Raw genomic sequence first — 21900 nt, 5'->3', positions numbered from 1 at the left:
ATCCGGTTTCTGATGTATAAAGTGTGGGGGCTAAACATATCTCACGGTCTTTATGACCATGGAAACATCGGTCTTATTCCACACTCTGATGTTGAAACTTTATGCAAAAATATAACGATTAAATAATATACAATGAAAACAGTATTAACTTTCGTCATTGCGATGATCTGCGTATTGCAAGACTTTGCGCAGACATCAGACCCATTAGATACGGCTCAGTTCTCAAGTCAAGAGGAAGCTCTGATTGGGACACTTTTATCTCTAATGGAAGATAAGAATGAGAATACACTGTGTAGAAACATTATAGGCAAAGTCGTAGATGAAAACAATTCGCCTCTCGACTTCGTGAATGTCGTGCTTCTCAAAGCCGATTCCACCTACATAGCCGGTACCGTTACCGATGAAAACGGCGGATTCCTTTTTGAGAAACCACAAGGCAATCCGAAATTCATAAGGCTTTCGTCAATAGCCTACTCAACCAAAACTATGGATATTCCGGCTACCGGGAATCTTGGAGTTATCCAATTAAATCCCGAAAGTGTGATGCTCGGTGAGGTTGTTGTGAAATCCAACCGTCCTGTTACTGCAATCAAAGGTGATGCTCTTGTTACCAATGTGGCAGGGTCGCAACTTGAACACGCCGGCACCGCCAATGACGTGCTTACACAAGTGCCTATGGTGCTTGGGCGTGACGGTAATTTCGAGGTATTTGGCAAAGGCTCTCCGGCTATTTATATAAATGGCCGTGAGGTACAAGACCTCGCACAACTATCGCAGTTAAATTCTGCCGACATAAAGAATGTGGAGGTAATTACCAATCCCGGTGCTAAATACGATGCCTCAGTCAAATCTGTAATCCGTATCCGTACTAAACGCCCGCATGGAGATGGCTTCAGCGGAACGTTCCGTGCACAAGGAGTTATGCAGAAATATTTCCGCACAGTGGATCAGGCTAATTTCAAATTTAGAACTGGCGGATTGGAGTTATTCGGTAATTTCGGATACATCGGAGGAAAATTCCAAAGCAGTAATAGAGTCGATATGTTGACTCAATCAACAACCGTGTGGAATCAACTTCTTACACAGGACGGTTCCATGAGAACAAATGAGTTTTTCGGCAAAGCCGGATTCTCCTATATGTTCAATGACAGCCATTCCATAGGTGCTTATTACTCCAATGGATTTACAAAGCAAAGATCTGAACACACCGGAATAAGCCGTGTGTTGGCAGACGGACAGCCCTATGACAATCTCTCAATGTATGGTCGTAGTAACAACAATACGTTACCCAAGCATCACGCCAATCTCTATTATAACGGAGAAATCGGGAAGTTCGGTATTGACTTCAACATGGATTATATGTGGCGAAAAAATCGCAACTCCATGTTTAATAATGAAACAAGCGACACCCAAAACAATTCCCTTGTAAATTCTCTCGGTGTAAGCAGAAGCCGAATGTTGGCTGAAAAACTTGTATTAAGCTATCCTTTTGGGAAAGGCGGTATTGAGTTCGGAGAGGAATACACATCATCGCGTTTCTCATCCGAATACAACACCGATGCTACTTTAATAGGCAACGCAGATTCAAGAGTTGACGAAAACAACATTGCCGGATTTGTGGAAATCGGCCAGACTTTCGGACAATTCAATTTAGGTGTTGGATTGCGGTATGAGCATGTAAGATTTGAATATCTCGAAAACGGACAAAAAAAGGAAGATCAGAGCAAAATATATAATAATCTGTTCCCCTCATTATCGCTGTCAACCATGATAAGAAACGTGCAGTTGTCAATGAGCTATACACATAAGACCCAACGGCCAAGCTATGCTGACCTTGACGGAACAGTGGATTATATCAACCGCTTTACCCTCGAAGGTGGTAATCCGTTCTTAAAGCCGGAGAAGATGCATTCTGTTGAACTTATGGGGGCATGGCGCCAATTCTTCGGGCAGATAACCTACACATATAAGAAAGACCCGATAATGAACACCACATATCCCTATGCGGATGATGCAGAGGTCAAACTTATAACGATGGCAAATTTCCCCAAGATACATAATCTTCAGGCATTTGTCGGCGCACAGTTTAAGGTGGGTGTATGGCAGCCTAAAATAAATGTCGGCATTATGAAACAGTGGCTTACCATAGATTATGCTGATGGTCGTAAGAGCCTTAACAACCCCATAGGACTTATGCAATTTCAGAATGCCATTCATCTTCCCTACGATATTTGGCTGAATGTAGATATGCAGTGGATGAGCGGCGGTAACGATGACAACATGAAACAATCCTCATCGTCGTATCTCAATGCCAAACTCTATAAAGCGTTCTTCAATAATCAGTTCAGTGTAACTTTGGAGGCCAACGACATCTTTAATAAGAGTAATCGTGATGCCACGTTGTTGAACAAGGATGTTACCATACATAAGTTCAATACGACAAACAACCGCACGTTCATGCTGACCCTGCAATACACCTTTAATTCTTCCCGTGACAGATATAGAGGACAAGGTGCCGGAACAAATGAGATGAACCGATTCTAAAAATAACATGAAAACTTTTATCATCTCATTCATCCTGTCTTTGGTCTGCGGAATAGCCTACGCAGAACCGCACTGTCAGGGGTTCAACAACTACGACAACGAAGTCACTATCGTCTTTACAGATGATAAGGCTGGTAGCCGGTACGAGGTAACGGATGTAAAACTCGTTACCTACGGCAAAGAATACTCCGCCACTTCTGTAACAGTAAGTGTCAAAGATGGTACTGCAACGGTAACACTTACCTTTCCCCATATCACCCAATTCTCTAATCCGAAAGTAACACTTCGGATTAACGGAAGGAAGAAAAGGTTTAAGGTGTGTCAATAGCATACTCCAAATCCTAATTAATATTTACAGAAAACAGCTATATTTCATGCAAGAAGACAGGCAACCCCGGCAGTGATTGTCGGGGTTGCCTGTCTTTAATAGGGTTATAGAGGATATTAGTGCATACCGCCCATTGAAAAGTCTCCGTTAAGATTCTTGCCTCGTTTCTTGGCTCTGAAAGCGGCAAGGGCTTCTGTCGGTGACATCTCCGGATGTCGGCGACGGAATTCCGGCCACGTTTCGCTGTCGCCCCCCCCGATACCGTACATGGGCCTTCTTCGGTGGGGGATTGGGATGCCCCTCCATATAGTCCGAAATTGTTGTGTCCTTGCGACTGTGCCGGAGCATCAGGATTTGTGCCATCGGCATACATCCATCGGGATTGCGGATGCAACGGTTTGTTCTTTGCAAGATGAGCCTTGATACTACCGAAACTGAAACGGCGGTCAATCTTAGAGGCAGGAAAACACTTGCCTTTGCAGATGAATGAAAGGCCTTGGATTTCCTCTGTGCCTCGGCGATACTTGTATTTTAACTCTACGCCGGAGGCTTTCAGGCTTGCTTCCAACTGTTCGAAGGTATGTATCTCGGAATCATGCCATGCGGTATTGACGGCATTGACGATTGCGATACGGTACTTATCAATCGTAGTAATGGTACGGGAGTAGTAATGATTTCTTTGGAAGAATATAATTCTTTGAAGGAGACCGAATATATCATGTCTTCTGAACAAACCATGAACGATATTCGTAAAGGAGAAGAAGACCTAAAGGCAGGCAGAGGAATAGAAGTAAACTTAGACGAACTATGAAATTGATATTTACTCCTATTGCCAAGGAACAGTGGTCATATTAGGAGAAGAATGATTCCGACATGACCAAACGCATTAAGAAACTGCTCGCAGATATATTGGAACATCCTTACACTGGCATAGGTAAACCTGAACCTCTCAAATATGAATTGGCAGGTAAATGGTCAAGGCGAATTAACTCAGAGCATAGACTTATTTATTCTGTGCATGATGATATGATAGTAATTTACATATTCTCCATGAAATATCACTATTCCAAGAAGTAACTATATTATCCCATCTTATTAATTAGAAGGACAGCTATTAAGTCGGGTGTCCTTTTTCTGTTTATACACTCCAATCAAATAAAGAGCAATCAAATCGAAGTCACATTCCTTTAATATATGGTAATAGCATCGTTCACATACAAATATTTTATTCGTAGACTACCGTTTTCGACAAAGAAACAACATTCTAAGAACAGGTATCTTTTTTACAAGAAAAATCCCATTATACCATAAACGCTTATAAAGCAATGCACACATTTGTATATCAAAGCCCTATTTTAGTTAGAGCCTGTTTAAATTTTATTCAGCATTCTTTTAAGAGTTCTTTTTGAGGATGTTTTTCTGTTTTAATGAAGAGCATAGCGGGCTATGTGACGAATAGAAACAGAAAAACAGACCGGAAAGAAGCTTGGGAAGAAGCTGAAAAAACTTTTTGAAGAAAATTTAAACAGGCTCTAATCAAATTATGTAAGTTTGCAAACGAATAAAAAGTTCCCTTTCCATGAACAATATCATTCATAAAATCAGGCAGATTTACCCGGTTTCTGATGAGGCACTGCAGGCGCTTCTGACAAATATGCAAGTAAGGTACTACCCTAAAGGTACTTATATAGTACGAGCGGGAGTGACAGACCGACTGGTATATTTCATTGAGGAAGGAGTCACCCGTTCCGTATTTCATCACGACGGACAAGATACCACCACTTGGTTCAGCCAGGAAGGTGATGTAACCTTCGGAATGGATTCACTATATTATCAACAGCCGTCAATAGAAAGTATTGAGACTCTTTCGGACTGCAAAATCTATACTATCCACATAAACAAGTTAAACGCTCTCTACGAAACATATATCGATATAGCCAACTGGGGCAGAATATTGCATCAGAACGTAAACAAAGAGCTCAGTCACATGTTTGCGGAAAGACTCCAACTGCCTCCCAAAGAGCGGTACGAACAATTTAACCACCGTTACCCCGGACTGATAAACCGGGTGAAGCTAAAATATGTGGCAGCCTTTCTGGGTATTTCCATTTATACCCTCAGCCGGATACGCGCAAAAAAATAGAAACTCGTCGTTCTTTTTTTGCTTTTAAGCAAAAGAACTTCGTTTCGCATGGCGTATCTTTGGCATCCGAAAACATTAACCAAACAATAGAAAAAACAGATGTCACACATTTCATCTTCTGCCTTCTCAGACACCAAAGCACACTATGACCTTCTCGACGGGCTCCGTGGCGTAGCAGCCTTAATGGTTATATGGTATCATATATTCGAAGGCTATGCTTTTGCCGGTGGTGGCATTATCGACACCTTCAACCACGGTTATTTAGCTGTAGATTTCTTCTTTATACTATCGGGATTCGTTATCGGGTATGCCTATGATGACCGTTGGGGCAGGAGCCTCACAATGAGAAACTTCTTTAAACGGCGCCTGATACGTCTCCATCCGATGGCCATTATGGGGGCCGTCCTAGGCACCATTACCTTCTGTCTTCAAGGATGTGTACAATGGGACGGAACACATATTGCCCTCTCCATGATTATGCTGTCCCTTCTTTGCACAATATTTTTTATTCCCGCAATGCCGGGTGCAGGTTATGAAGTCCGTGGCAATGGCGAAATGTTTCCTTTGAATGGTCCATGCTGGTCCTTGTTCTTTGAATATATAGGCAACATCCTTTATGCTTTATTTATCCACCGCTTATCAAACAAAGCCCTAACCGTACTGACAATATTGCTGGGAGTGGCATTGGCATCATTCGCCATTTTCGATGTCTCCGGATATGGAAATATGGGAGTGGGCTGGACACTGGACGGAATAAACTTTGGCGGCGGATTACTGAGGATGCTTTTTCCTTTCTCCATGGGCATGCTTTTGTCACGCAACTTCAAGCCTATCAAGGTGAAAGGTGCTTTCTGGATATGTGCCATCGCATTGGTCGCCTTGTTTTCAGTGCCCTACCTGGAAGGTGCAACACCGGTCTGTACAAATGGCATTTATGAAGCGTTCTGTGTAATCATCGCTTTTCCGGTTCTCGTCTGGTTAGGAGCTTCCGGTACCACAACAGACAAGAAATCAACCCGGATATGCAAATTCCTGGGAGATATATCCTATCCAATCTATGTGATACATTATCCATTCATGTACTTATTCTATGCATGGCTCATCAAGAACCAGCTCTTCACATTGGAACAGACCTGGCAGGTTGCCTTGTGTGTTTACGCATGGAACATATTATTGGCTTCTCTATGCCTGAAATTCTATGATGAACCGGTGCGGAAATATCTGGCCAAACGCTTCTTGAACAAGAAACGGTAAAATGGCTTCCTGCTTCCGTCACATTTTCATATTCATAATCTCCTCTTTTTACTTATTAGACGCGGAAATATGAAGGTTGATTGCAAAAATCTGCATTTTTTTCCTACATTATATCCCCAATAAGCAGTATCTTTGTCCCCGCATTTTTTACAACCACATAAAATTATAATGAAAACAATAGTAAATGTTCCCTCCCGACAGAACACCATGCGCGAACTGCGGGATTATCTGATGATTGCTCTGGGTATGGTCTTATATGGTATCGGTTGGACAGTCTTCCTGCTTCCCAACGATATTACTACCGGTGGCGTACCGGGCATTGCATCCATCGTATATTTTGCCACTGGATTTCCCGTCCAATATACGTACTTCGCCATCAACTTTATACTTCTATTGCTTGCCCTACGTGTGTTGGGATGGAAGTTCAGCGTAAAGACAATCTTTGCCGTATTCACCCTGACCTTTTTCCTTTCCATTATCCAGAAACTGACCGAGGGTGTTGTCCTCCTACACGACCAACCCTTCATGGCTTGTGTCATCGGTGCTTCCTTCTGTGGTAGCGGCATCGGCATCGCCTTTTCCAACAACGGCAGTACCGGCGGCACGGACATCATTGCCGCCGTAATCAACAAATACCGCGACATCACGCTGGGCAGAGTCATGCTGATATGTGACCTTATCATCATCTCGTCCAGCTACTTTGTTCTGAAAGACTGGGAAAAGGTGGTGTACGGCTACGTTACTCTATACATATGCAGCTTCGTGCTCGACCAAGTGGTGAATAGTGCCCGCCAGTCCGTACAATTCTTCATCATCAGCGATAAATATGAAGAGATAGCCAAGCACATCCAGGTATATCCCCATAGAGGTGCAACGGTCATCAACGCTTCGGGTTTCTATACAGGAAAAGAGATAAAAATGCTATTCGTGCTGGCCAAGAAACGGGAGTCCACCATCATCTTCCGGCTCATAAAAGACATAGACCCCAATGCTTTTGTATCACAAAGTGCAGTCATCGGAGTCTATGGAGAAGGATTCGACAAAATCAAAGTGAAGTAGAGGACTTCTCAAACTTCCCTTGATTCCAAGTATAAACAATAAAACGGCGGACAAACGGTTTCAGTTTCTCCGCCGCTTCTTTACCCATATAATCGGTCGTGGTAAAAGTAAATGTCAACGTGGCGTCCTCCGCAGAAAGGTCTGCTTTCATCAGCAACATGTCGGCCTGGCGACGGGCATCCTGATACTCATAGACATCCACTGTATCCGAGGCCTCAGCGATAAAATCATCCAGAACGGGCAATGCCGGCAAATAGGACGAAGCTGTCAGCTCCTTCCAGTCTGTGTTATAGAACTTGACATGGCTGTCGCAGGCCGGAGCACAAACCGTAGCAACCACACAAATCACCTTCGTACTATCGCTAGTAGGCAAGAGCTTCATCTGCCATGACCCTTGGGGCGTCATCTTCACATGTATATAGTCTGGAGAAAGCTTCGTCATTTCCGATTTACCACCAAGGCTGTTGGTCACCTCGGCTTTCATCTTACTTTCCAGAAAGTCTATAAAATCCGCACGGTTCACGGCACTAAGCAACGGACATATAGAATCCGGCATATTCTTAAAACACGTCTTGGCTTCCTGGGCCTGCAAATATCCCCATCCGATGAAAGCCAAAAACAAAAAAGCACTCAGTTTTCTTATCATAACATTTTAATCATTTCTTCAAGGAAACGGGCATCTGTTTTATCAAAACTGCCCAAATCGTCACTGTCAATATCCAATACCCCCCACACTTCACCGTCCTCACGCTTCAGCGGAACCACAATCTCCGAACGCGACAGCGAGCTGCAGGCTATATGTCCGGGAAATGCATCCACATCGGGCACAACCAATGTCTCGGCTCTATCCCATGCCGTTCCGCAAACACCCCGACCTTTCCTGATGCGTGTACAAGCTATCGGTCCCTGAAAAGGTCCCAACACCAGTTCCTCCCCTTTCACCAGATAGAATCCTACCCAGAAGAAACGGAAAGTCTCTTTCAATGCCGCCGAAACATTTGCCAGATTAGCTATCAAGTCATCTTCACCTGCCAGCAGGTTTTTCAGCTGAGGAAGCAGGGCTCGATATTTCTCAGCCTTGCTACCAGCATTTATATATAAGTCTTCTGCCATATATTTCTTGTCTATTTACTCCCCAAATATAGGAAGAACATTCCAATCAACACCAAAATGAGGTCGACAGCCTTGCTTTTTAAATTCTTTTCACGGAAGAAAAGCGCACCGAAAAGGAAGGAAACCACAACGCTACCACGACGCACCATCGAAACGATGGAAATCATGGAGTCCTCATAGCTCAGGGCATAAAAATAGACAAAGTCTGCCGCACAGAGGAAAATGGAGATGCAGATAATGGTCCAGTCCCAACGAAACGGAGTGCTTTCTTTTCGTTTGGGGTACCACAACAGCAGGATAATGGGGCACATGATAAAGACTTGGTAGACATTATACCACGACTGCACCAGCATCGGATTGAGCTGCTTCATCAGGTATTTGTCATACAGCCCGCTGACAGCTCCGGCAACGGCCGCCAGCACGATGAAAAGAATCCATTTGTTATGCTTGAAATCTATTCCCTCTTTCTTGCCTGAACGGCTCAACATGAAGAAGGACGCTATGGCAAGCAGCACGCCAATCCATTGATAAAGGTTCAAGCGTTCGCCAAACATAAGCATGGCACCTAACAGCACCATTACGGGCCGCGTCGCATTAATCGGTCCCACGATAGTCAGCGGCAGATGCTTCATCCCGAAATATCCTAATATCCAGGAAGAAAGCACGATGAGCGACTTGACAACAATAAACTTATGTACCTCCCACCCCACCACGGGGACATCAAACATCGTGCCTCCCAACACCGACGGCGCAAAGGCAGATACCAAAATGAAAGGAAGAAATATAAGGCTTGAGAATAACGTGTTCAGAAAAAGCACCGGCAGTACGGCATTGTCACGCAGCGACTTCTTCTTGAAGACATCGTAAAATCCCAGCAAGGCGGCAGAGAGGAAAGCAAGTAATAACCACATTTTTAATTGGAAATTGATAGTTAATAGTTGAGAATTGATAGTTGAAAATGAAGAACGGGAAGATATATGCAATATTTAATCCTCAATCCTTCATTTCCCGTTCTTCATTTAAGAACAGCCCTTCCGGATAGGCTACGTCCACCAAAAACAATGCATTTCCGGGAACGGAAGTTCCTGCGCGGCAACGGTTCTTCTGCTCGATGACGCGTCGGAACCCTTCGACGGAAAGTTTTCCACGACCCACCTCGAGCAAAGTGCCGACAATAGCACGTACCATGTTGCGCAGGAAACGGTCGGCCTGGATGGTAAAAACCCAGGTCACATCGTCTACCCGAGTCCAGGAAGCATACATAATCTTGCAATTATTGGTTTTGACATCGGTATGGAGTTTGCTGAAGCTGGTAAAGTCCGTATAGTCAAACAAGGTTCGGGCCGCCTCATTCATCCGCTCAAAGTCCGGTGTTTGGAACAGACGGCAACGATATTGGCGATTGAAAGGAGACTTGGCGGTAGTGACATAATACTTATACATACGTGCAGTTGCATCAAAGCGTGCATGTGCCTCCGGTATCACCGCCCGCAAGCGATACACAGAAATATCGGGAGGAAGCAGGCGATTCAGCTTATCCGTCATAAAAACAGTGTCCAGAGGAGAATCACTGTCAAAGTGAGCTACCATCAATGAGGCATGCACCCCGGCGTCGGTACGCCCCGCTCCCACTACTTCCACCTCGCGACGCAGCAAGGTACTCAGCGCCTTCATCAAACACTCCTGCACACTCGCACCATTCGGCTGGATTTGCCAGCCGTGATAAGCGGTACCATCATAAGCCAAGTATATAAAATATCGTTGCACGGTCTTTTTTGTGTGCAAAGATAGTGCAAACCGAATACAGAACTTTCATGCTCGCATGAAAAAGTTATGCTGAAGTGCAGCCTATATTCGCTTTTTCAGCAAAGATAGTGCCAATTTAAAAACGTTTGAATTATCTTTGCAAGGTTTTCACCACGGATTACACAGATTAACGCAGATTTTTCACAGACGTAGTACATTTATAAGATGAGATATTCTTCCAGAATCCTACCTATACTGATAATTGCCGCAGCTGCCGCAACATTCACCTTTGCCGGCTGTAAGAAGAAGGACACGTCGCTCAAGTTGAACGAACCACGCAACATTCGGGGCGTTGTCAGTTACAAACGCTCGTTCGGAGACTTGAATGAGAAACATCTCAATGCAGCCCAAGCCATCGGCATACGTGTGCTTTCCTCCCGCGAGGAAGCAGAAAAGATGAAGGAGCAACTGCAACCTATCACGACAAACGAGCTCTATGCCGTGGATTCACTGACGCATTCCATCCCTTATCTCATTCCGGGCGCAGCCAGCCTGCTGGACACCATCGGACGCAACTTCCTTGATTCACTGACCTCCAAGGGGCTTAATCCAAACAAGATAATTGTGACTTCCGTACTTCGCACCCAGAACGATGTAAAACGCCTGCGCCGCCGCAACCGCAATGCTTCTCCAAACTCGGCACATTTCTACGGAACGACATTCGATGTCAGCTGGAAGCGCTTTCAGAAAATAGAAGACGAGGATGGGCGTCCTTTGCAGGATGTCAGCGCAGATACCTTAAAACTGGTTCTTTCGGAAGTGCTTCGTGACCTGCGGAAAGCCGACAAATGCTACATCAAATACGAGTTGAAGCAAGGATGCTTCCACATTACGACAAGAGGGAAATAAGCAGATAAGTGTTATTACACTTATCTCTTTATTCTTCCAACATCTTCCACGCCAGCGGCAGGCAGGCAACCATATCCCCTGCCGTCATCGCCACTGCCCCCTGCTTCTTGCAGGCAATATCTCCTGCCAGTCCGTGCACATACGTGGCCAGGCAGGCTGCCTTTTCCGGCTCATAGCCTTGGGCAAGCAGTGCAAGCACTACTCCCGTCAGCACATCACCGCTACCTCCCGTTGCCATACCCGGATTGCCGGTAGGGTTGAAAAAGCATTTCCCGGCAGAAGTGACAATGGCAGAATAAGCGCCTTTCAAGATGATGTGCACTCCGGCACTCTTCGCCAGCTCGCGAGCCTTCACCAGGCGTTCGTACGAATTCTGGCATTTGCCTACAAGACGCTCCAGCTCCTTGGGGTGCGGAGTCAGAATGCTCCCTTTGGGCAGACGCCCTATATAGTTGCGCTTCTCGCCCAGCAAGTTCAGGGCATCAGCATCTACCACCATCGGAGTCTGGCATATATCTATCTGCTCCAACAGAGCCGCTTCGGTTTCTGCCGCCTTTCCCAGTCCCGGGCCTATCCCTATGGCCTGATAATCATCCGTATCGGTGGCGGCGGCAAAGCAAGTGTCGCTGATGTCCAGCTCCGTCATGGCTTCGGGCACGGAAGTCTGCACAATGAAGTTGTTGCAGAACGGAACATGCACCGTCAGCACCCCCACACCCGAACGCAGGCAGGCGCGTGCGGCAAGCACCGAGGCCCCCGCCATTCCCTGCGAACCGGCTATCAGCAATGCGCGTCCGAAGTTCCCTTTATGGGCAAACCGACTGCGCGGCTTCAGCAAAGCAGACACGTCTTCATGCTCTAGCAGACAGAAGTCCGTTTCCATGTCATGTATGGCATCCTTGCTGAGCCCGATGTCCAGCAACTGCCATTCGCCCACATACGGTTCATTCTCGGCAAAGAGAAATGCCAGTTTCGGGAGTTGTAGGCTTAGCGTCAGATGGGCGTGGACGATATTCGTCTGTATATTATAGGTATTGTCCTCGCCCATCAGTCCCGACGGGATATCAATGGCTACCACCGTGGCGGGCGAGGCATTGATGTACTTCACTACGGCTGCAAAACCGCCACTCAGAGCCTTGTCCAGACCACTTCCGAAAAGGCCGTCTATCACCACGTGCCCTGCTGTCAATGTGGGAGGCACGAACTGGGTCGTCACTTCGTGAAACTCCACACCCGTCACGCCGCACAACCGTTCCTTGTTCGTCTCACAGTCCTGCGAAAGCGTCCCTTTCGTATTGAAGAGATACACCTCGAGCCGGTATCCCTTCGCTGCCAACAGCCGCGAGAGGGCAAGCGCGTCGCCACCGTTGTTCCCCGGTCCGGCAAAGACCGTAAATGGCGTGTCCGGCTCCCAGCGTTCCTCAATGGCTTCCGCCAATGCGTGTGAGGCACGTTCCATCAAGTCGATGGAAGAAATCGGTTCATTCTCTATGGTATTTGCATCCAGTTGCTTGATGCTTGCAGTAGGAAATATCTTCATAACAGAATTATCTGAGTTTTAAATTATAGAGCAAAGATAGAGCTTTGATTTCAACTATACAAAGAGAAGGCGTTTTTTATCAAGTTATTTGTGCTGTCACGGAGAAGGGTCCTCCGCATTATCAGGAAGCCATTAATCCTATGTTTGTGCCATCGCATTGGCAAAGTTGTGCCATCGCATTGGCAAAGTTGTGCCATCGTATTGGCACAAACTTGTGTTCCCTATCGGATTTGATAAATTAATTATCTCCGCCAATTTAAGAAAATAATGACTATTTTTGCACTTTCAATATCATAAAAACGAAAAACAATAAGAATATACACTATGAGTACATCCCGACATCCCAAAGGTCTTTACCTTATCTTCGCCACCAGCACGGCAGAGCGTTTCAGTTACTACGGCATGCGTGCCATCTTCATCCTGTTTCTCACCCAGGCACTTCTTTTCGACAAGGAGCACGCCGCCTCCATCTACGGCAGCTACACCGGACTGGTCTATCTGACACCTTTGATTGGCGGCTACATTGCTGACAAATACTGGGGCATCCGCCGTTCTGTCTTCTGGGGAGCGATGATGATGGCAATCGGCCAGTTCCTGATGTTCGCCAGCGCCTCGATGCTGGAGGCACGTGAGCTTTCGCATTGGCTGATGTACGGCGGACTGACTTTCCTTATATTGGGCAACGGCTGCTTCAAGCCCACCGTCTCCTCCCTGGTGGGGCAGCTCTACGAGCCGGGTGACAAACGGCTGGATTCCGCCTACACCATCTTCTATATGGGTGTCAACGTGGGTTCCTTCCTCGCCCCGCTGGTCTGCGGCTATTTTGGAGAGACGGGCAACCCTCACGACTTCCGATGGGGATTCCTCATTGCCGCCATCGTCACCGTGCTGACAATTGCCCTCTTCGAAACCCAAAAGAACAAGTACCTCATCGGCCCCGACGGCCAACCTCTCGGCATCATCCCCGATGCCCGCAAGGAGCAGCCTCAGGCAGACAACACTGCCCGGAAGAGTGCCCCCGCCAACGGCCGGAGCGCACGCAACTACCTACTGCTTTCCCTACTCGCCATCGCGCTTGCCGGTTTCTTCTACTGGTGCTTCGGGGGCGACTGGATAAGCATCGGCATCTTCACCGCCTGCATCGTGTTTCCCGTCAGCATCCTGCTGGAAGGCTCGCTCACCAAGACGGAGCGCGACCGCATCTTTGTCATCTACATCATCGCCTTCTTCGTCATTTTCTTCTGGGCAGCCTACGAACAGGCAGGTGCCTCGCTCACGCTTTTCGCCTCCGAACAGACCGACCGCGTCATCCTGGGGTGGGAAATGCCCGCCTCCTGGATTCAGTCCTTCAATCCCTTCTTTGTGGTGATACTTGCCGCCATCATGCCGGGTGTATGGGGTGCTTTGGGCAAGCGGGGCATGGAGCCCGCCTCGCCTACCAAGCAAGCCATCGGTCTGCTACTACTTTCACTGGGCTATCTCGTCATCTGCTTTGGGGTGAAAGATGTGCAGCCGGGCATCAAAGTGAGCCTCATCTGGCTGACGGGGCTCTACTTTATCCACACCATGGGCGAAATCTGTCTCTCGCCCATCGGGCTCTCTATGGTGAATAAGCTCACCCCCATCCGCTTCGCCTCGCTGATGATGGGGATATGGTATCTCTCCACTGCCACTGCCAATAAGTTTGCAGGCACGCTGAGCGGGCTCTATCCCGAAGCCGGAAAGGTAAAGACACTGCTGGGCTATCACATCGAGACGATGTACGATTTCTTCATGGTGTTTGTCGTCATGTCTGCCACAGCATCGCTTATCCTCTTCCTGCTTTCAAAGAAATTGCAGAAGATGATGCATGGAGTGGAATAAAAATCGTATTTTTGCCCCAACTTTCTAAAAACATCCCATCTATGGATACCATACAAATAAAAGACAAAATGTTCACAGTCTCTATCAAAGAGCAGGACATACTGAAAGAAGTAACCCGTGTAGCGAACGAAATCAACCGCGACCTGGCGGGAAAGAATCCTCTATTCCTCAGCGTACTGAACGGTTCATTCATGTTTACCGCCGATTTGTTGAAACGAATCACAATACCCTGCGAAATTTCGTTTGTCAAATTGGCATCCTATCAAGGAGTATCCTCTACTGGGGTAATTAAGGAAGTAATAGGCATCAATGAAGACCTCACAGACCGCACAGTGGTCATTGTAGAAGACATCGTAGATACGGGTCTCACTATGCAGCGCCTACTGGACACCCTTGGTACCCGCAGTCCCAAGGAGATTCATATTGCCTCCCTGCTGGTGAAACCGGATAAGCTGAAAGTCGATTTGAACATAGAATATGTGGCCATGAATATTCCGAACGACTTCATCGTGGGTTACGGGTTGGATTATGACGGCTTCGGACGTAACTATCCAGACATTTATACAGTAGTAGACTGATACAGACATAATATAGTAAATCATTAAATAATAACTAAGCAAATGTTGAACATTGTAATTTTCGGTGCTCCCGGTTCAGGTAAGGGAACGCAAAGTGAAAAGATTGTAGAAAAGTATGGCATCAACCACATCTCCACCGGAGACGTGCTCCGTGCAGAAATGAAGAATGGTACAGAACTGGGCAAGACTGCCAAAGGCTACATCGACCAAGGTCAACTGATTCCCGATGAGTTGATGATTGATATCCTGGCAAGCGTATTCGACAGTTTCAAGGATAGTAAAGGTGTGATTTTCGATGGCTTCCCCAGAACAATCGCCCAGGCCGAAGCATTGAAGAAGATGCTCGCCGAACGCGGACAAGAAGTCAGCGTAATGCTCGACCTCGACGTACCCGAGGAAGAACTGATGAAACGCCTCATCAAACGCGGACAAGAATCAGGACGTGCAGACGACAACGAAGAGACAATCAAGAAGCGTCTGGTGGTATATCACTCGCAGACAGCTCCGCTGATTGACTGGTACAAGCAAGAAGGCAAATATCAACACATCCAGGGCCTCGGCGTATTGGAAGAAATCTTTGCCGATGTTTGCAAGGCTATTGACGCAGTAAAATAACAATAAAACTGAATATGGCTGAATCGAATTTTGTTGACTACGTAAAAATATATTGCCGCTCCGGAAAGGGCGGACGAGGTTCTACGCATATGCGGCGTGAGAAATACATACCCAACGGAGGCCCCGACGGAGGTGACGGAGGACGAGGAGGCCATGTCATCTTGCGCGGTAACCGCAACTACTGGACGCTACTCCATCTGAAGTATGACCGCCACATCCTGGCAGGTCACGGAGAATCCGGCTCCAAAAACCGAAGCTTCGGCAAGGACGGAGCAGACAAGGTGATTGAAGTGCCCTGCGGCACGGTGGTGTACAACGCCGAAACGGGTGAATATATCTGCGACGTCACCGAGCACGAACAAGAAGTCATCTTGCTGAAAGGCGGACGCGGAGGTCTGGGCAACTGGCACTTCAAAACCGCCACACGCCAGGCTCCCCGTTTTGCACAACCCGGCGAACCGATGCAGGAGCTGACGGTAATCATGGAACTGAAGTTGCTGGCAGACGTCGGTCTGGTAGGTTTTCCCAATGCAGGAAAATCCACTTTACTGGCATCCGTTTCTGCGGCAAAGCCCAAAATCGCCAATTATCCGTTTACGACACTGGAGCCTAATCTGGGCATCGTGTCCTATCGCGACAGCAAATCGTTTGTAATGGCGGACATTCCCGGCATCATCGAAGGGGCCAGTGCGGGCAAAGGATTGGGATTGCGCTTCTTGCGACACATCGAGCGCAACTCCTTGTTGCTGTTCATGGTACCTGCCGACAGCGACGACATCCGCAAGGAGTACGACATACTCTTGAACGAGCTTCGCACCTTCAACCCCGAAATGCTGGACAAACAGAGGGTGCTTGCCGTCACCAAATGCGACATGCTCGACCAGGAACTGATGGATGAAATAGAACCGACACTCCCCGAAGGAATTCCGCATATATTCATCTCTGCTGTCTCCGGCATGGGCATCCCGGTGCTGAAAGACATCCTTTGGGAAGAGCTGAACAAGGAAAGCAATAAGATAGAAGGCAAAGTAGACAGCATTGCCCACCGCGCCAAAGACCTCAGCCACCTGCAGGAAGAATTGAAGGAAGAGGGTGAGGACGAAGACCTCAGCTATGAATACGTCAACGATGATGAGGACATAGAAGACCTCGAGGACTTTGAATACGAAGAAGATTGGGAGGAAGACAAAAAATGATTCCTCTTACTGAAGATAGGAGAATGTTGGGATATGAGCTGCTTGCCTCATATCCCGGCATTTCTTGTTTTGTAACCACCCGCCGCGGAGGATGCAGTGAGGGCAACTATGCCTCCCTCAACTGTACGCCTTATACCGGAGATGATGCTGAAGCTGTGCGCCGCAATCAGGAAATAGTATGTTCTTCGCTGCCCCGGCGTCCCAAAGAACTGGTCATCCCGTTTCAGACCCACGGGACAGAGGCACTTGTCATTGATGAAACCTATCTGCAAGCAACAGCAGAAGAACGCCACTCCATGTTGCAAGGCATTGATGCACTGATAACCCATGAACCGGGTTACTGCATCTGTATCTCTACGGCAGACTGCATTCCCATCCTGCTCTACGACCGGAAGAATGCCGTGATAGCTGCTGTTCATGCCGGATGGCGGGGCACAGTGAATTATATCCTCGGCCACACGCTCGACAAGATGCGTGCCTGCTATGGCACAGAGGGTAAAGAAGTGATAGCCTGCATCGGCCCCGGCATCTCTCTTTCTGCCTTTGAGATAGGCGACGAAGTCTATGAAGCATTCCGTAAGAACGGTTTTCAGATGGATTACATCTCCGAATGGAAACCCGACACCCACAAATACCATATCGACCTATGGGCCGCCAACCGACTGCAATTGCTGGACTTCGGAGTACCTGCCTCACAAGTAGAGACAGCCAATATATGTACTTTTACCCAATATGAAGAGTTTTTCTCGGCACGCCGGATGGGTATCAGATCCGGAAGGATGTTATCGGGAATCATGTTGACCTATTCAAACGGATTGTATTAATGTATCATATCACACTTTCTAAAGATATCAAGCAAAATTGCCCCGAATTCCGCGGTGCAGCCGTATTTGCAGAAGTGACAAATACCGCATATTGTGAAGGGTTGTGGCAGGAAATCGCAACTTTCACCCATGAGCTAAGAGCACGTGAAACAACGGACAGCATCAAGTATCAACCCGTCATTGCCGCCACACGCGAGGCCTACAAGCGTTGCGGAAAGGACCCCAGCCGCTACCGTCCCTCTGCCGAAGCCCTGCGCAGACGGTTGCTGCGCGGACTGGAACTTTATCAGATTGACACGCTGGTAGACCTTATCAACCTTGTTTCCCTACGCACGGGCCACTCTATCGGCGGATTTGATGCCGACAAGATACAAGGAACCGACCTTGAGCTGGGTATAGGACGTGCCGAGGAATCGTTCGAGGGTATAGGCCGCGGCATGCTGAACATAGAAGGGCTACCCGTCTACCGCGACCGTATAGGCGGTATCGGTACCCCGACCAGCGACCACGAACGCACCAAGATGGGACTGGAAACCCGTCATATCCTTGCCATTGTCAACGGTTACAACGGTCAGGAAGGACTGGCAGAAGCCGCCGAAATGATACTGCACCTACTAGAGAAATACGCTTCCGCCACCGGTGGAACCATACAATATTTTGAATAAGACCATCCCATGAGAAACCATATTCTTGCCTGCTGTCTGCTGCTGCTCCCTCTCGATGCCACGGCACAAGAAAAGAAAAACAGCTTTTCCGCCATGGAAATCAACCACGTCCGCGTCACCACCCCCGGACTGTTCTCGCAACGAAACGAAATAGAACTCCCCTTGGAAACCATATTGGATAGCGAATACTCCTTTCCCCTGCCCGGCGGAAAAGTCATCTCCCCCTACGGACGGGGAAGGGGAAGGCACAGCGGCATCGACATCAAGACCCACGCCAAAGACACCATACGGAGCGCTTTCAACGGAGTGGTACGCATGTCCAAGCACTACAGCGCATACGGCAACGTGATAGTCGTGCGCCACTCCTTCGGGCTGGAAACCATCTATAGCCATAACTCCAAAAACCTGGTACACAGCGGAGATACCGTCAAAGCCGGACAACCCATCGCCCTGCTTGGACGTACGGGACGCGCCACCACCGAACACCTCCACTTTGAGACTCGCGTCAATGGCCAGCACTTCGACCCCAACTTCATCTTCGACATGAAGAAACAAACCCTTCACAGGCAACGCATCAGCTGCCTGAAAACCGGAAACAAGATTGTCGTGAAACCATTGCCCACCATCTACCCGAAGCCCTTGGAAAAAAAATACCCAATGGAACTATTTAAGTATCCAAACGTTTCACTACATTTGCAAAACGTTTCACTAAAAGAACGAATTGAACTTTAAAGCATATCAATGATAGAAAAACTGATTGTTCTTGAAGATATTGATCCGGTAATATTCTACGGCGTAAACAACGCCAACATGCAACTGATAAAAGCTTTGTACCCCAAACTTCGTATCGTTGCCCGTGGCAATGTCATCAAAGTATTGGGTGATGAGGAGGAAATGTGTGCATTCGAGGAGAACATCACCAAACTGGAAAAATACTGTGCCGAGTACAACTCTTTAAAAGAAGAGGCCATTATCGACATCATCAAAGGCAATGCCCCGCAGGCCGAGAAATCGGGCAATGTCATCGTATTCAGCGTAACCGGAAAGCCTATTATACCACGTAGCGAAAACCAGCTGAAACTGGTGGAAGCCTTTGCCAAAAACGACATGCTGTTTGCCATCGGTCCTGCCGGTTCCGGAAAGACCTATACCGCCATCGCACTTGCCGTGCGGGCACTAAAAAATAAAGAAATCAAGAAAATCATCCTCAGCCGCCCTGCCGTAGAAGCCGGAGAAAAGCTCGGCTTCCTGCCCGGTGACATGAAAGACAAGATAGACCCGTATCTGCAACCCCTCTACGATGCCCTGCAGGACATGATACCTGCCGCCAAGCTGAAAGAGTACATGGAGCTGAACGTCATCCAGATTGCCCCCCTCGCCTTTATGCGCGGACGCACACTGAACGATGCCGTCGTCATTCTGGACGAAGCGCAGAACACCACTACCCAGCAGATCAAGATGTTCCTCACCCGCATGGGTATGAACACCAAAATGATTGTAACGGGAGACATGACGCAGATTGACTTGCCTTCTTCCCAGACTTCGGGTCTGGTACAGGCATTGAAGATTCTGAAAGGTGTAAAAGGCATCAGCTTTGTGGAACTGAACAAGAAGGACATCGTGCGCCATAAGCTTGTCACCCAAATTGTGGAGGCCTACGAGAAGTTCGACAAAGAAGCGAAAGCAGAGCGTGAAAGGCATAAGACCGAACAAACCGACAAAAGGATTGAACAGAAACAGTAAATTCTCAAATCGTAAATATTACAAAGATGAAAGCATTAACAGCAACTGAATTTAACTTTCCCGGACAGAAAAGCGTGTACCACGGAAAAGTTCGCGATGTGTACAACATCAACGGTGAAAAACTGGTCATGGTAGCTACCGACCGTATCTCAGCCTTCGACGTAGTATTACCCAAAGGCATTCCCTTCAAGGGACAAATGCTGAACCAGATTGCAGCCAAGTTCCTGGATGCCACTACCGACATCTGTCCCAACTGGAAAATGGCTACTCCCGATCCGATGGTGACGGTAGGTGTGATGTGCGAAGGTTTCCCCGTAGAAATGATTGTACGCGGTTACCTCTGTGGCAGTGCATGGCGTGCTTACAAAAGCGGCGTGCGTGAAATCTGCGGTGTGAAGCTTCCCGAAGGAATGAAGGAAAACCAGAAATTCCCCGAGCCCATCATCACCCCGACCACTAAAGCCGAGATTGGCGAACACGATGCCGACATCTCCAAAGAAGAAATCCTGGCACAAGGTCTTGCCACACCCGAAGAATATGACGTATTGGAAAAATATACCATGGCCCTCTTCAAACGCGGCACCGAGATTGCAGCGGAACGCGGATTGATTCTGGTAGACACCAAATACGAATTCGGCAAGCACGATGGCAAGATTTACCTGATGGACGAAATCCATACCCCCGACTCCAGCCGCTACTTCTACTCCGAAGGCTACGAAGAACGTTTTGCCAACGGCGAACCGCAGAAGCAACTTTCCAAGGAATTCGTACGCGAATGGCTGATGGAAAACGGCTTCCAGGGTAAGGAAGGACAGCAGGTACCGGAAATGACAGACGAAATCGTTACTTCAATCAGCGAACGTTATATCGAACTGTACGAGCATATCACCGGCGAGAAGTTCGTAAAGGAAGATACCAGCAACATTGCCGAACGCATTGAAAAGAATGTAACAGAATACTTAAATAAGTGATAAATATCCTAGTGACAAGTGATTAATAGATTTATTAATCACTTGTCACTTATCACTAAACTCTATCAACATGGATTATCCCCAGGAACATATCAAGCCCTACGGTAAGGATGGAAAGAAGAGTGAACAGATAGAGGAAATGTTCGACAACATTGCCCCTGCTTATGACAAGCTGAACCATACCCTTTCATTAGGCATCGACCGCAGTTGGCGCCGGAAAGCAATCAATTGGTTAAAGCCTTTCCAGCCGAAGCGCATCATGGACGTAGCCACCGGTACAGGTGACTTTGCCATTCTGGCCTGCCGCGAGTTGCAACCTGACGAACTGATAGGCACCGACATCTCAGAGGGAATGATGGACGTGGGACGTAATAAAGTAAAACAGGCGCACCTCTCGGACCGAATCACCTTTGCCCGGGAAGATTGCACCTCTCTCTCATTTGCCGATGACACGTTCGATGCTGTAACCGTAGCGTTCGGTATCCGCAACTTCGAAGGGCTGGACAAAGGGTTGGCAGAAATGTGCCGCGTGCTGAAAGCCGGAGGACATCTCGTCATTCTGGAACTCTCCACACCGGACCGTTTTCCTATGAAACAACTTTTCACCATCTACTCCAAAGTAGTCATCCCCCTACTTGGCAAATGCCTGTCAAAGGACAATAGTGCTTACACCTACCTGCCCCAAAGCATCCGTGCTTTCCCGCAAGGCGAAGTGATGCAGGAAGTTATTCGCAAAGCAGGTTTCAGTCAGGTTAATTTCCGCAGACTGACATTCGGTATATGCACTCTTTATACTGCGACCAAATAGA

At 47.6% G+C, this 21900-nt stretch carries 23 protein-coding genes and 1 pseudogene; 18 read left to right on the top strand and 6 right to left on the bottom strand.

Annotated elements, in window-relative coordinates:
- The first annotated feature begins 132 nt into the window (after positions 1 to 132).
- Positions 133 to 2544 carry a TonB-dependent receptor domain-containing protein gene (locus HU824_RS14185; RefSeq protein ID WP_176469174.1) on the top strand — a complete coding sequence of 804 codons (2412 nt, stop codon included), beginning with the start codon at positions 133 to 135 and terminating at the stop codon, positions 2542 to 2544.
- Positions 2545 to 2551: 7 nt separating this feature from the next.
- Positions 2552 to 2872, top strand: a complete 321-nt coding sequence (locus tag HU824_RS14180) for a hypothetical protein (RefSeq protein WP_136011520.1) — start codon at positions 2552 to 2554, stop codon at positions 2870 to 2872.
- Positions 2873 to 2909: 37 nt separating this feature from the next.
- Here HU824_RS14180 and HU824_RS14175 read toward each other — a convergent pair whose 3' ends face one another.
- Positions 2910 to 3440, bottom strand: coding sequence for a hypothetical protein (locus tag HU824_RS14175; protein WP_136011521.1), 531 nt, complete (start codon positions 3438 to 3440; stop codon positions 2910 to 2912).
- A gap of 12 nt (positions 3441 to 3452) precedes the next feature.
- Between HU824_RS14175 and HU824_RS14170 the strand changes: the two genes are divergently transcribed.
- From HU824_RS14170 to HU824_RS14150, 5 genes and pseudogenes are all read left to right on the top strand, one after another.
- On the top strand, positions 3453 to 3683 hold the full coding sequence (locus HU824_RS14170; RefSeq protein WP_176469173.1) for a type II toxin-antitoxin system Phd/YefM family antitoxin: 231 nt from the start codon (positions 3453 to 3455) through the stop codon (positions 3681 to 3683).
- Positions 3680 to 3949, top strand: a pseudogene (locus HU824_RS14165) (Txe/YoeB family addiction module toxin). The gene HU824_RS14170 and the pseudogene HU824_RS14165 overlap by 4 nt, the downstream one beginning before the upstream one ends.
- Positions 3950 to 4451: 502 nt before the next feature.
- A complete protein-coding gene (locus HU824_RS14160) occupies positions 4452 to 5015 on the top strand; it encodes a Crp/Fnr family transcriptional regulator (protein ID WP_176469172.1) in 564 nt (187 codons plus the stop codon).
- A gap of 99 nt (positions 5016 to 5114) precedes the next feature.
- Positions 5115 to 6269: an acyltransferase gene (locus HU824_RS14155; RefSeq protein ID WP_176469171.1), complete on the top strand. Its 1155-nt coding sequence runs from the start codon at positions 5115 to 5117 to the stop codon at positions 6267 to 6269.
- A gap of 168 nt (positions 6270 to 6437) precedes the next feature.
- Positions 6438 to 7328 (top strand): YitT family protein, encoded by an 891-nt coding sequence (locus HU824_RS14150; protein ID WP_176469170.1) that lies wholly within the window; start codon positions 6438 to 6440, stop codon positions 7326 to 7328.
- On the opposite strand, the gene HU824_RS14145 is transcribed toward HU824_RS14150, so the two are convergent.
- From HU824_RS14145 to truA, 4 genes are all read right to left on the bottom strand, one after another.
- Positions 7315 to 7974, bottom strand: coding sequence for a DUF3256 family protein (locus HU824_RS14145; protein WP_176469169.1), 660 nt, complete (start codon positions 7972 to 7974; stop codon positions 7315 to 7317). The genes HU824_RS14150 and HU824_RS14145 overlap by 14 nt on opposite strands.
- Positions 7971 to 8441, bottom strand: a complete 471-nt coding sequence (locus HU824_RS14140) for a GAF domain-containing protein (RefSeq protein WP_176469168.1) — start codon at positions 8439 to 8441, stop codon at positions 7971 to 7973. The genes HU824_RS14145 and HU824_RS14140 overlap by 4 nt, the downstream gene beginning before the upstream one ends.
- An 11-nt stretch (positions 8442 to 8452) precedes the next feature.
- Positions 8453 to 9352, bottom strand: a complete 900-nt coding sequence (locus HU824_RS14135; RefSeq protein WP_176469167.1) for a DMT family transporter — start codon at positions 9350 to 9352, stop codon at positions 8453 to 8455.
- A gap of 82 nt (positions 9353 to 9434) precedes the next feature.
- On the bottom strand, positions 9435 to 10208 hold the full coding sequence (gene truA / locus HU824_RS14130) for a tRNA pseudouridine(38-40) synthase TruA (RefSeq protein WP_136010698.1): 774 nt from the start codon (positions 10206 to 10208) through the stop codon (positions 9435 to 9437).
- Positions 10209 to 10412: 204 nt separating this feature from the next.
- Here truA and HU824_RS14125 point away from each other — a divergent pair, with 204 nt between their 5' ends.
- Complete coding sequence (locus HU824_RS14125) at positions 10413 to 11096, top strand: DUF5715 family protein (RefSeq protein ID WP_176469166.1); 684 nt, start codon at positions 10413 to 10415, stop codon at positions 11094 to 11096.
- A 28-nt stretch (positions 11097 to 11124) separates the two neighbouring features.
- On the opposite strand, the gene HU824_RS14120 is transcribed toward HU824_RS14125, so the two are convergent.
- On the bottom strand, positions 11125 to 12636 hold the full coding sequence (locus HU824_RS14120; RefSeq protein ID WP_136010700.1) for an NAD(P)H-hydrate dehydratase: 1512 nt from the start codon (positions 12634 to 12636) through the stop codon (positions 11125 to 11127).
- A 324-nt stretch (positions 12637 to 12960) separates the two neighbouring features.
- Here HU824_RS14120 and HU824_RS14115 point away from each other — a divergent pair, with 324 nt between their 5' ends.
- The 10 genes from HU824_RS14115 (at position 12961) to ubiE (ending at position 21899) form a co-directional block, all read left to right on the top strand.
- Positions 12961 to 14499 (top strand): peptide MFS transporter, encoded by a 1539-nt coding sequence (locus HU824_RS14115; protein WP_136010702.1) that lies wholly within the window; start codon positions 12961 to 12963, stop codon positions 14497 to 14499.
- A 41-nt stretch (positions 14500 to 14540) separates the two neighbouring features.
- Complete coding sequence (hpt, locus tag HU824_RS14110) at positions 14541 to 15077, top strand: hypoxanthine phosphoribosyltransferase (RefSeq protein WP_136010703.1); 537 nt, start codon at positions 14541 to 14543, stop codon at positions 15075 to 15077.
- Between the two features lie 42 nt (positions 15078 to 15119).
- Positions 15120 to 15692: an adenylate kinase gene (locus tag HU824_RS14105; RefSeq protein WP_136010704.1), complete on the top strand. Its 573-nt coding sequence runs from the start codon at positions 15120 to 15122 to the stop codon at positions 15690 to 15692.
- Between the two features lie 14 nt (positions 15693 to 15706).
- Positions 15707 to 16888, top strand: coding sequence for a GTPase ObgE (gene obgE / locus HU824_RS14100; protein ID WP_136010705.1), 1182 nt, complete (start codon positions 15707 to 15709; stop codon positions 16886 to 16888).
- Positions 16885 to 17712, top strand: a complete 828-nt coding sequence (gene pgeF / locus HU824_RS14095; RefSeq protein ID WP_176469165.1) for a peptidoglycan editing factor PgeF — start codon at positions 16885 to 16887, stop codon at positions 17710 to 17712. The genes obgE and pgeF overlap by 4 nt, the downstream gene beginning before the upstream one ends.
- The gene (locus HU824_RS14090) at positions 17712 to 18377 is read left to right on the top strand and encodes a B3/4 domain-containing protein (RefSeq protein ID WP_136010707.1); all 666 of its coding nucleotides are present in this window, start codon (positions 17712 to 17714) and stop codon (positions 18375 to 18377) included. The genes pgeF and HU824_RS14090 overlap by 1 nt, the downstream gene beginning before the upstream one ends.
- A 9-nt stretch (positions 18378 to 18386) precedes the next feature.
- Positions 18387 to 19109 carry a M23 family metallopeptidase gene (locus tag HU824_RS14085; RefSeq protein ID WP_176469164.1) on the top strand — a complete coding sequence of 241 codons (723 nt, stop codon included), beginning with the start codon at positions 18387 to 18389 and terminating at the stop codon, positions 19107 to 19109.
- 9 nt (positions 19110 to 19118) lie between these two features.
- A complete protein-coding gene (locus HU824_RS14080; protein WP_136010709.1) occupies positions 19119 to 20120 on the top strand; it encodes a PhoH family protein in 1002 nt (333 codons plus the stop codon).
- Positions 20121 to 20146: 26 nt separating this feature from the next.
- Entirely contained in the window at positions 20147 to 21091 is a 945-nt protein-coding gene (locus tag HU824_RS14075; protein ID WP_148356415.1) for a phosphoribosylaminoimidazolesuccinocarboxamide synthase, read from the top strand.
- Between the two features lie 70 nt (positions 21092 to 21161).
- The gene (ubiE, locus tag HU824_RS14070) at positions 21162 to 21899 is read left to right on the top strand and encodes a bifunctional demethylmenaquinone methyltransferase/2-methoxy-6-polyprenyl-1,4-benzoquinol methylase UbiE (protein ID WP_176469163.1); all 738 of its coding nucleotides are present in this window, start codon (positions 21162 to 21164) and stop codon (positions 21897 to 21899) included.
- The last annotated feature ends 1 nt before the right edge of the window (position 21900 follow it).

The sequence above is a fragment of the Bacteroides sp. L10-4 genome (assembly GCF_013373675.1).
GTDB classification, from domain to species: Bacteria; Bacteroidota; Bacteroidia; order Bacteroidales; family Bacteroidaceae; genus Bacteroides; species Bacteroides muris.
Note: the sequence above shows the minus strand (reverse complement) of the source record. Positions and strands in the feature narration are given on the sequence as shown.

What these genes read in the sequence shown, in the direction of transcription:
- HU824_RS14185 (WP_176469174.1), top strand. Translation starts at nt 133, where the DNA reads ATGAAAACAGTATTAACTTTCGTCATTGCGATGATCTGCGTATTGCAA.
- HU824_RS14180 (WP_136011520.1), top strand. Translation starts at nt 2,552, where the DNA reads ATGAAAACTTTTATCATCTCATTCATCCTGTCTTTGGTCTGCGGAATA.
- HU824_RS14170 (WP_176469173.1), top strand. Translation starts at nt 3,453, where the DNA reads ATGTATCTCGGAATCATGCCATGCGGTATTGACGGCATTGACGATTGC.
- HU824_RS14160 (WP_176469172.1), top strand. Translation starts at nt 4,452, where the DNA reads ATGAACAATATCATTCATAAAATCAGGCAGATTTACCCGGTTTCTGAT.
- HU824_RS14155 (WP_176469171.1), top strand. Translation starts at nt 5,115, where the DNA reads ATGTCACACATTTCATCTTCTGCCTTCTCAGACACCAAAGCACACTAT.
- HU824_RS14150 (WP_176469170.1), top strand. Translation starts at nt 6,438, where the DNA reads ATGAAAACAATAGTAAATGTTCCCTCCCGACAGAACACCATGCGCGAA.
- HU824_RS14145 (WP_176469169.1), bottom strand. Translation starts at nt 7,974, where the DNA reads ATGATAAGAAAACTGAGTGCTTTTTTGTTTTTGGCTTTCATCGGATGG.
- HU824_RS14140 (WP_176469168.1), bottom strand. Translation starts at nt 8,441, where the DNA reads ATGGCAGAAGACTTATATATAAATGCTGGTAGCAAGGCTGAGAAATAT.
- HU824_RS14135 (WP_176469167.1), bottom strand. Translation starts at nt 9,352, where the DNA reads ATGTGGTTATTACTTGCTTTCCTCTCTGCCGCCTTGCTGGGATTTTAC.
- HU824_RS14125 (WP_176469166.1), top strand. Translation starts at nt 10,413, where the DNA reads ATGAGATATTCTTCCAGAATCCTACCTATACTGATAATTGCCGCAGCT.
- HU824_RS14120 (WP_136010700.1), bottom strand. Translation starts at nt 12,636, where the DNA reads ATGAAGATATTTCCTACTGCAAGCATCAAGCAACTGGATGCAAATACC.
- HU824_RS14115 (WP_136010702.1), top strand. Translation starts at nt 12,961, where the DNA reads ATGAGTACATCCCGACATCCCAAAGGTCTTTACCTTATCTTCGCCACC.
- hpt (WP_136010703.1), top strand. Translation starts at nt 14,541, where the DNA reads ATGGATACCATACAAATAAAAGACAAAATGTTCACAGTCTCTATCAAA.
- HU824_RS14105 (WP_136010704.1), top strand. Translation starts at nt 15,120, where the DNA reads ATGTTGAACATTGTAATTTTCGGTGCTCCCGGTTCAGGTAAGGGAACG.
- obgE (WP_136010705.1), top strand. Translation starts at nt 15,707, where the DNA reads ATGGCTGAATCGAATTTTGTTGACTACGTAAAAATATATTGCCGCTCC.
- pgeF (WP_176469165.1), top strand. Translation starts at nt 16,885, where the DNA reads ATGATTCCTCTTACTGAAGATAGGAGAATGTTGGGATATGAGCTGCTT.
- HU824_RS14090 (WP_136010707.1), top strand. Translation starts at nt 17,712, where the DNA reads ATGTATCATATCACACTTTCTAAAGATATCAAGCAAAATTGCCCCGAA.
- HU824_RS14085 (WP_176469164.1), top strand. Translation starts at nt 18,387, where the DNA reads ATGAGAAACCATATTCTTGCCTGCTGTCTGCTGCTGCTCCCTCTCGAT.
- HU824_RS14080 (WP_136010709.1), top strand. Translation starts at nt 19,119, where the DNA reads ATGATAGAAAAACTGATTGTTCTTGAAGATATTGATCCGGTAATATTC.
- HU824_RS14075 (WP_148356415.1), top strand. Translation starts at nt 20,147, where the DNA reads ATGAAAGCATTAACAGCAACTGAATTTAACTTTCCCGGACAGAAAAGC.
- ubiE (WP_176469163.1), top strand. Translation starts at nt 21,162, where the DNA reads ATGGATTATCCCCAGGAACATATCAAGCCCTACGGTAAGGATGGAAAG.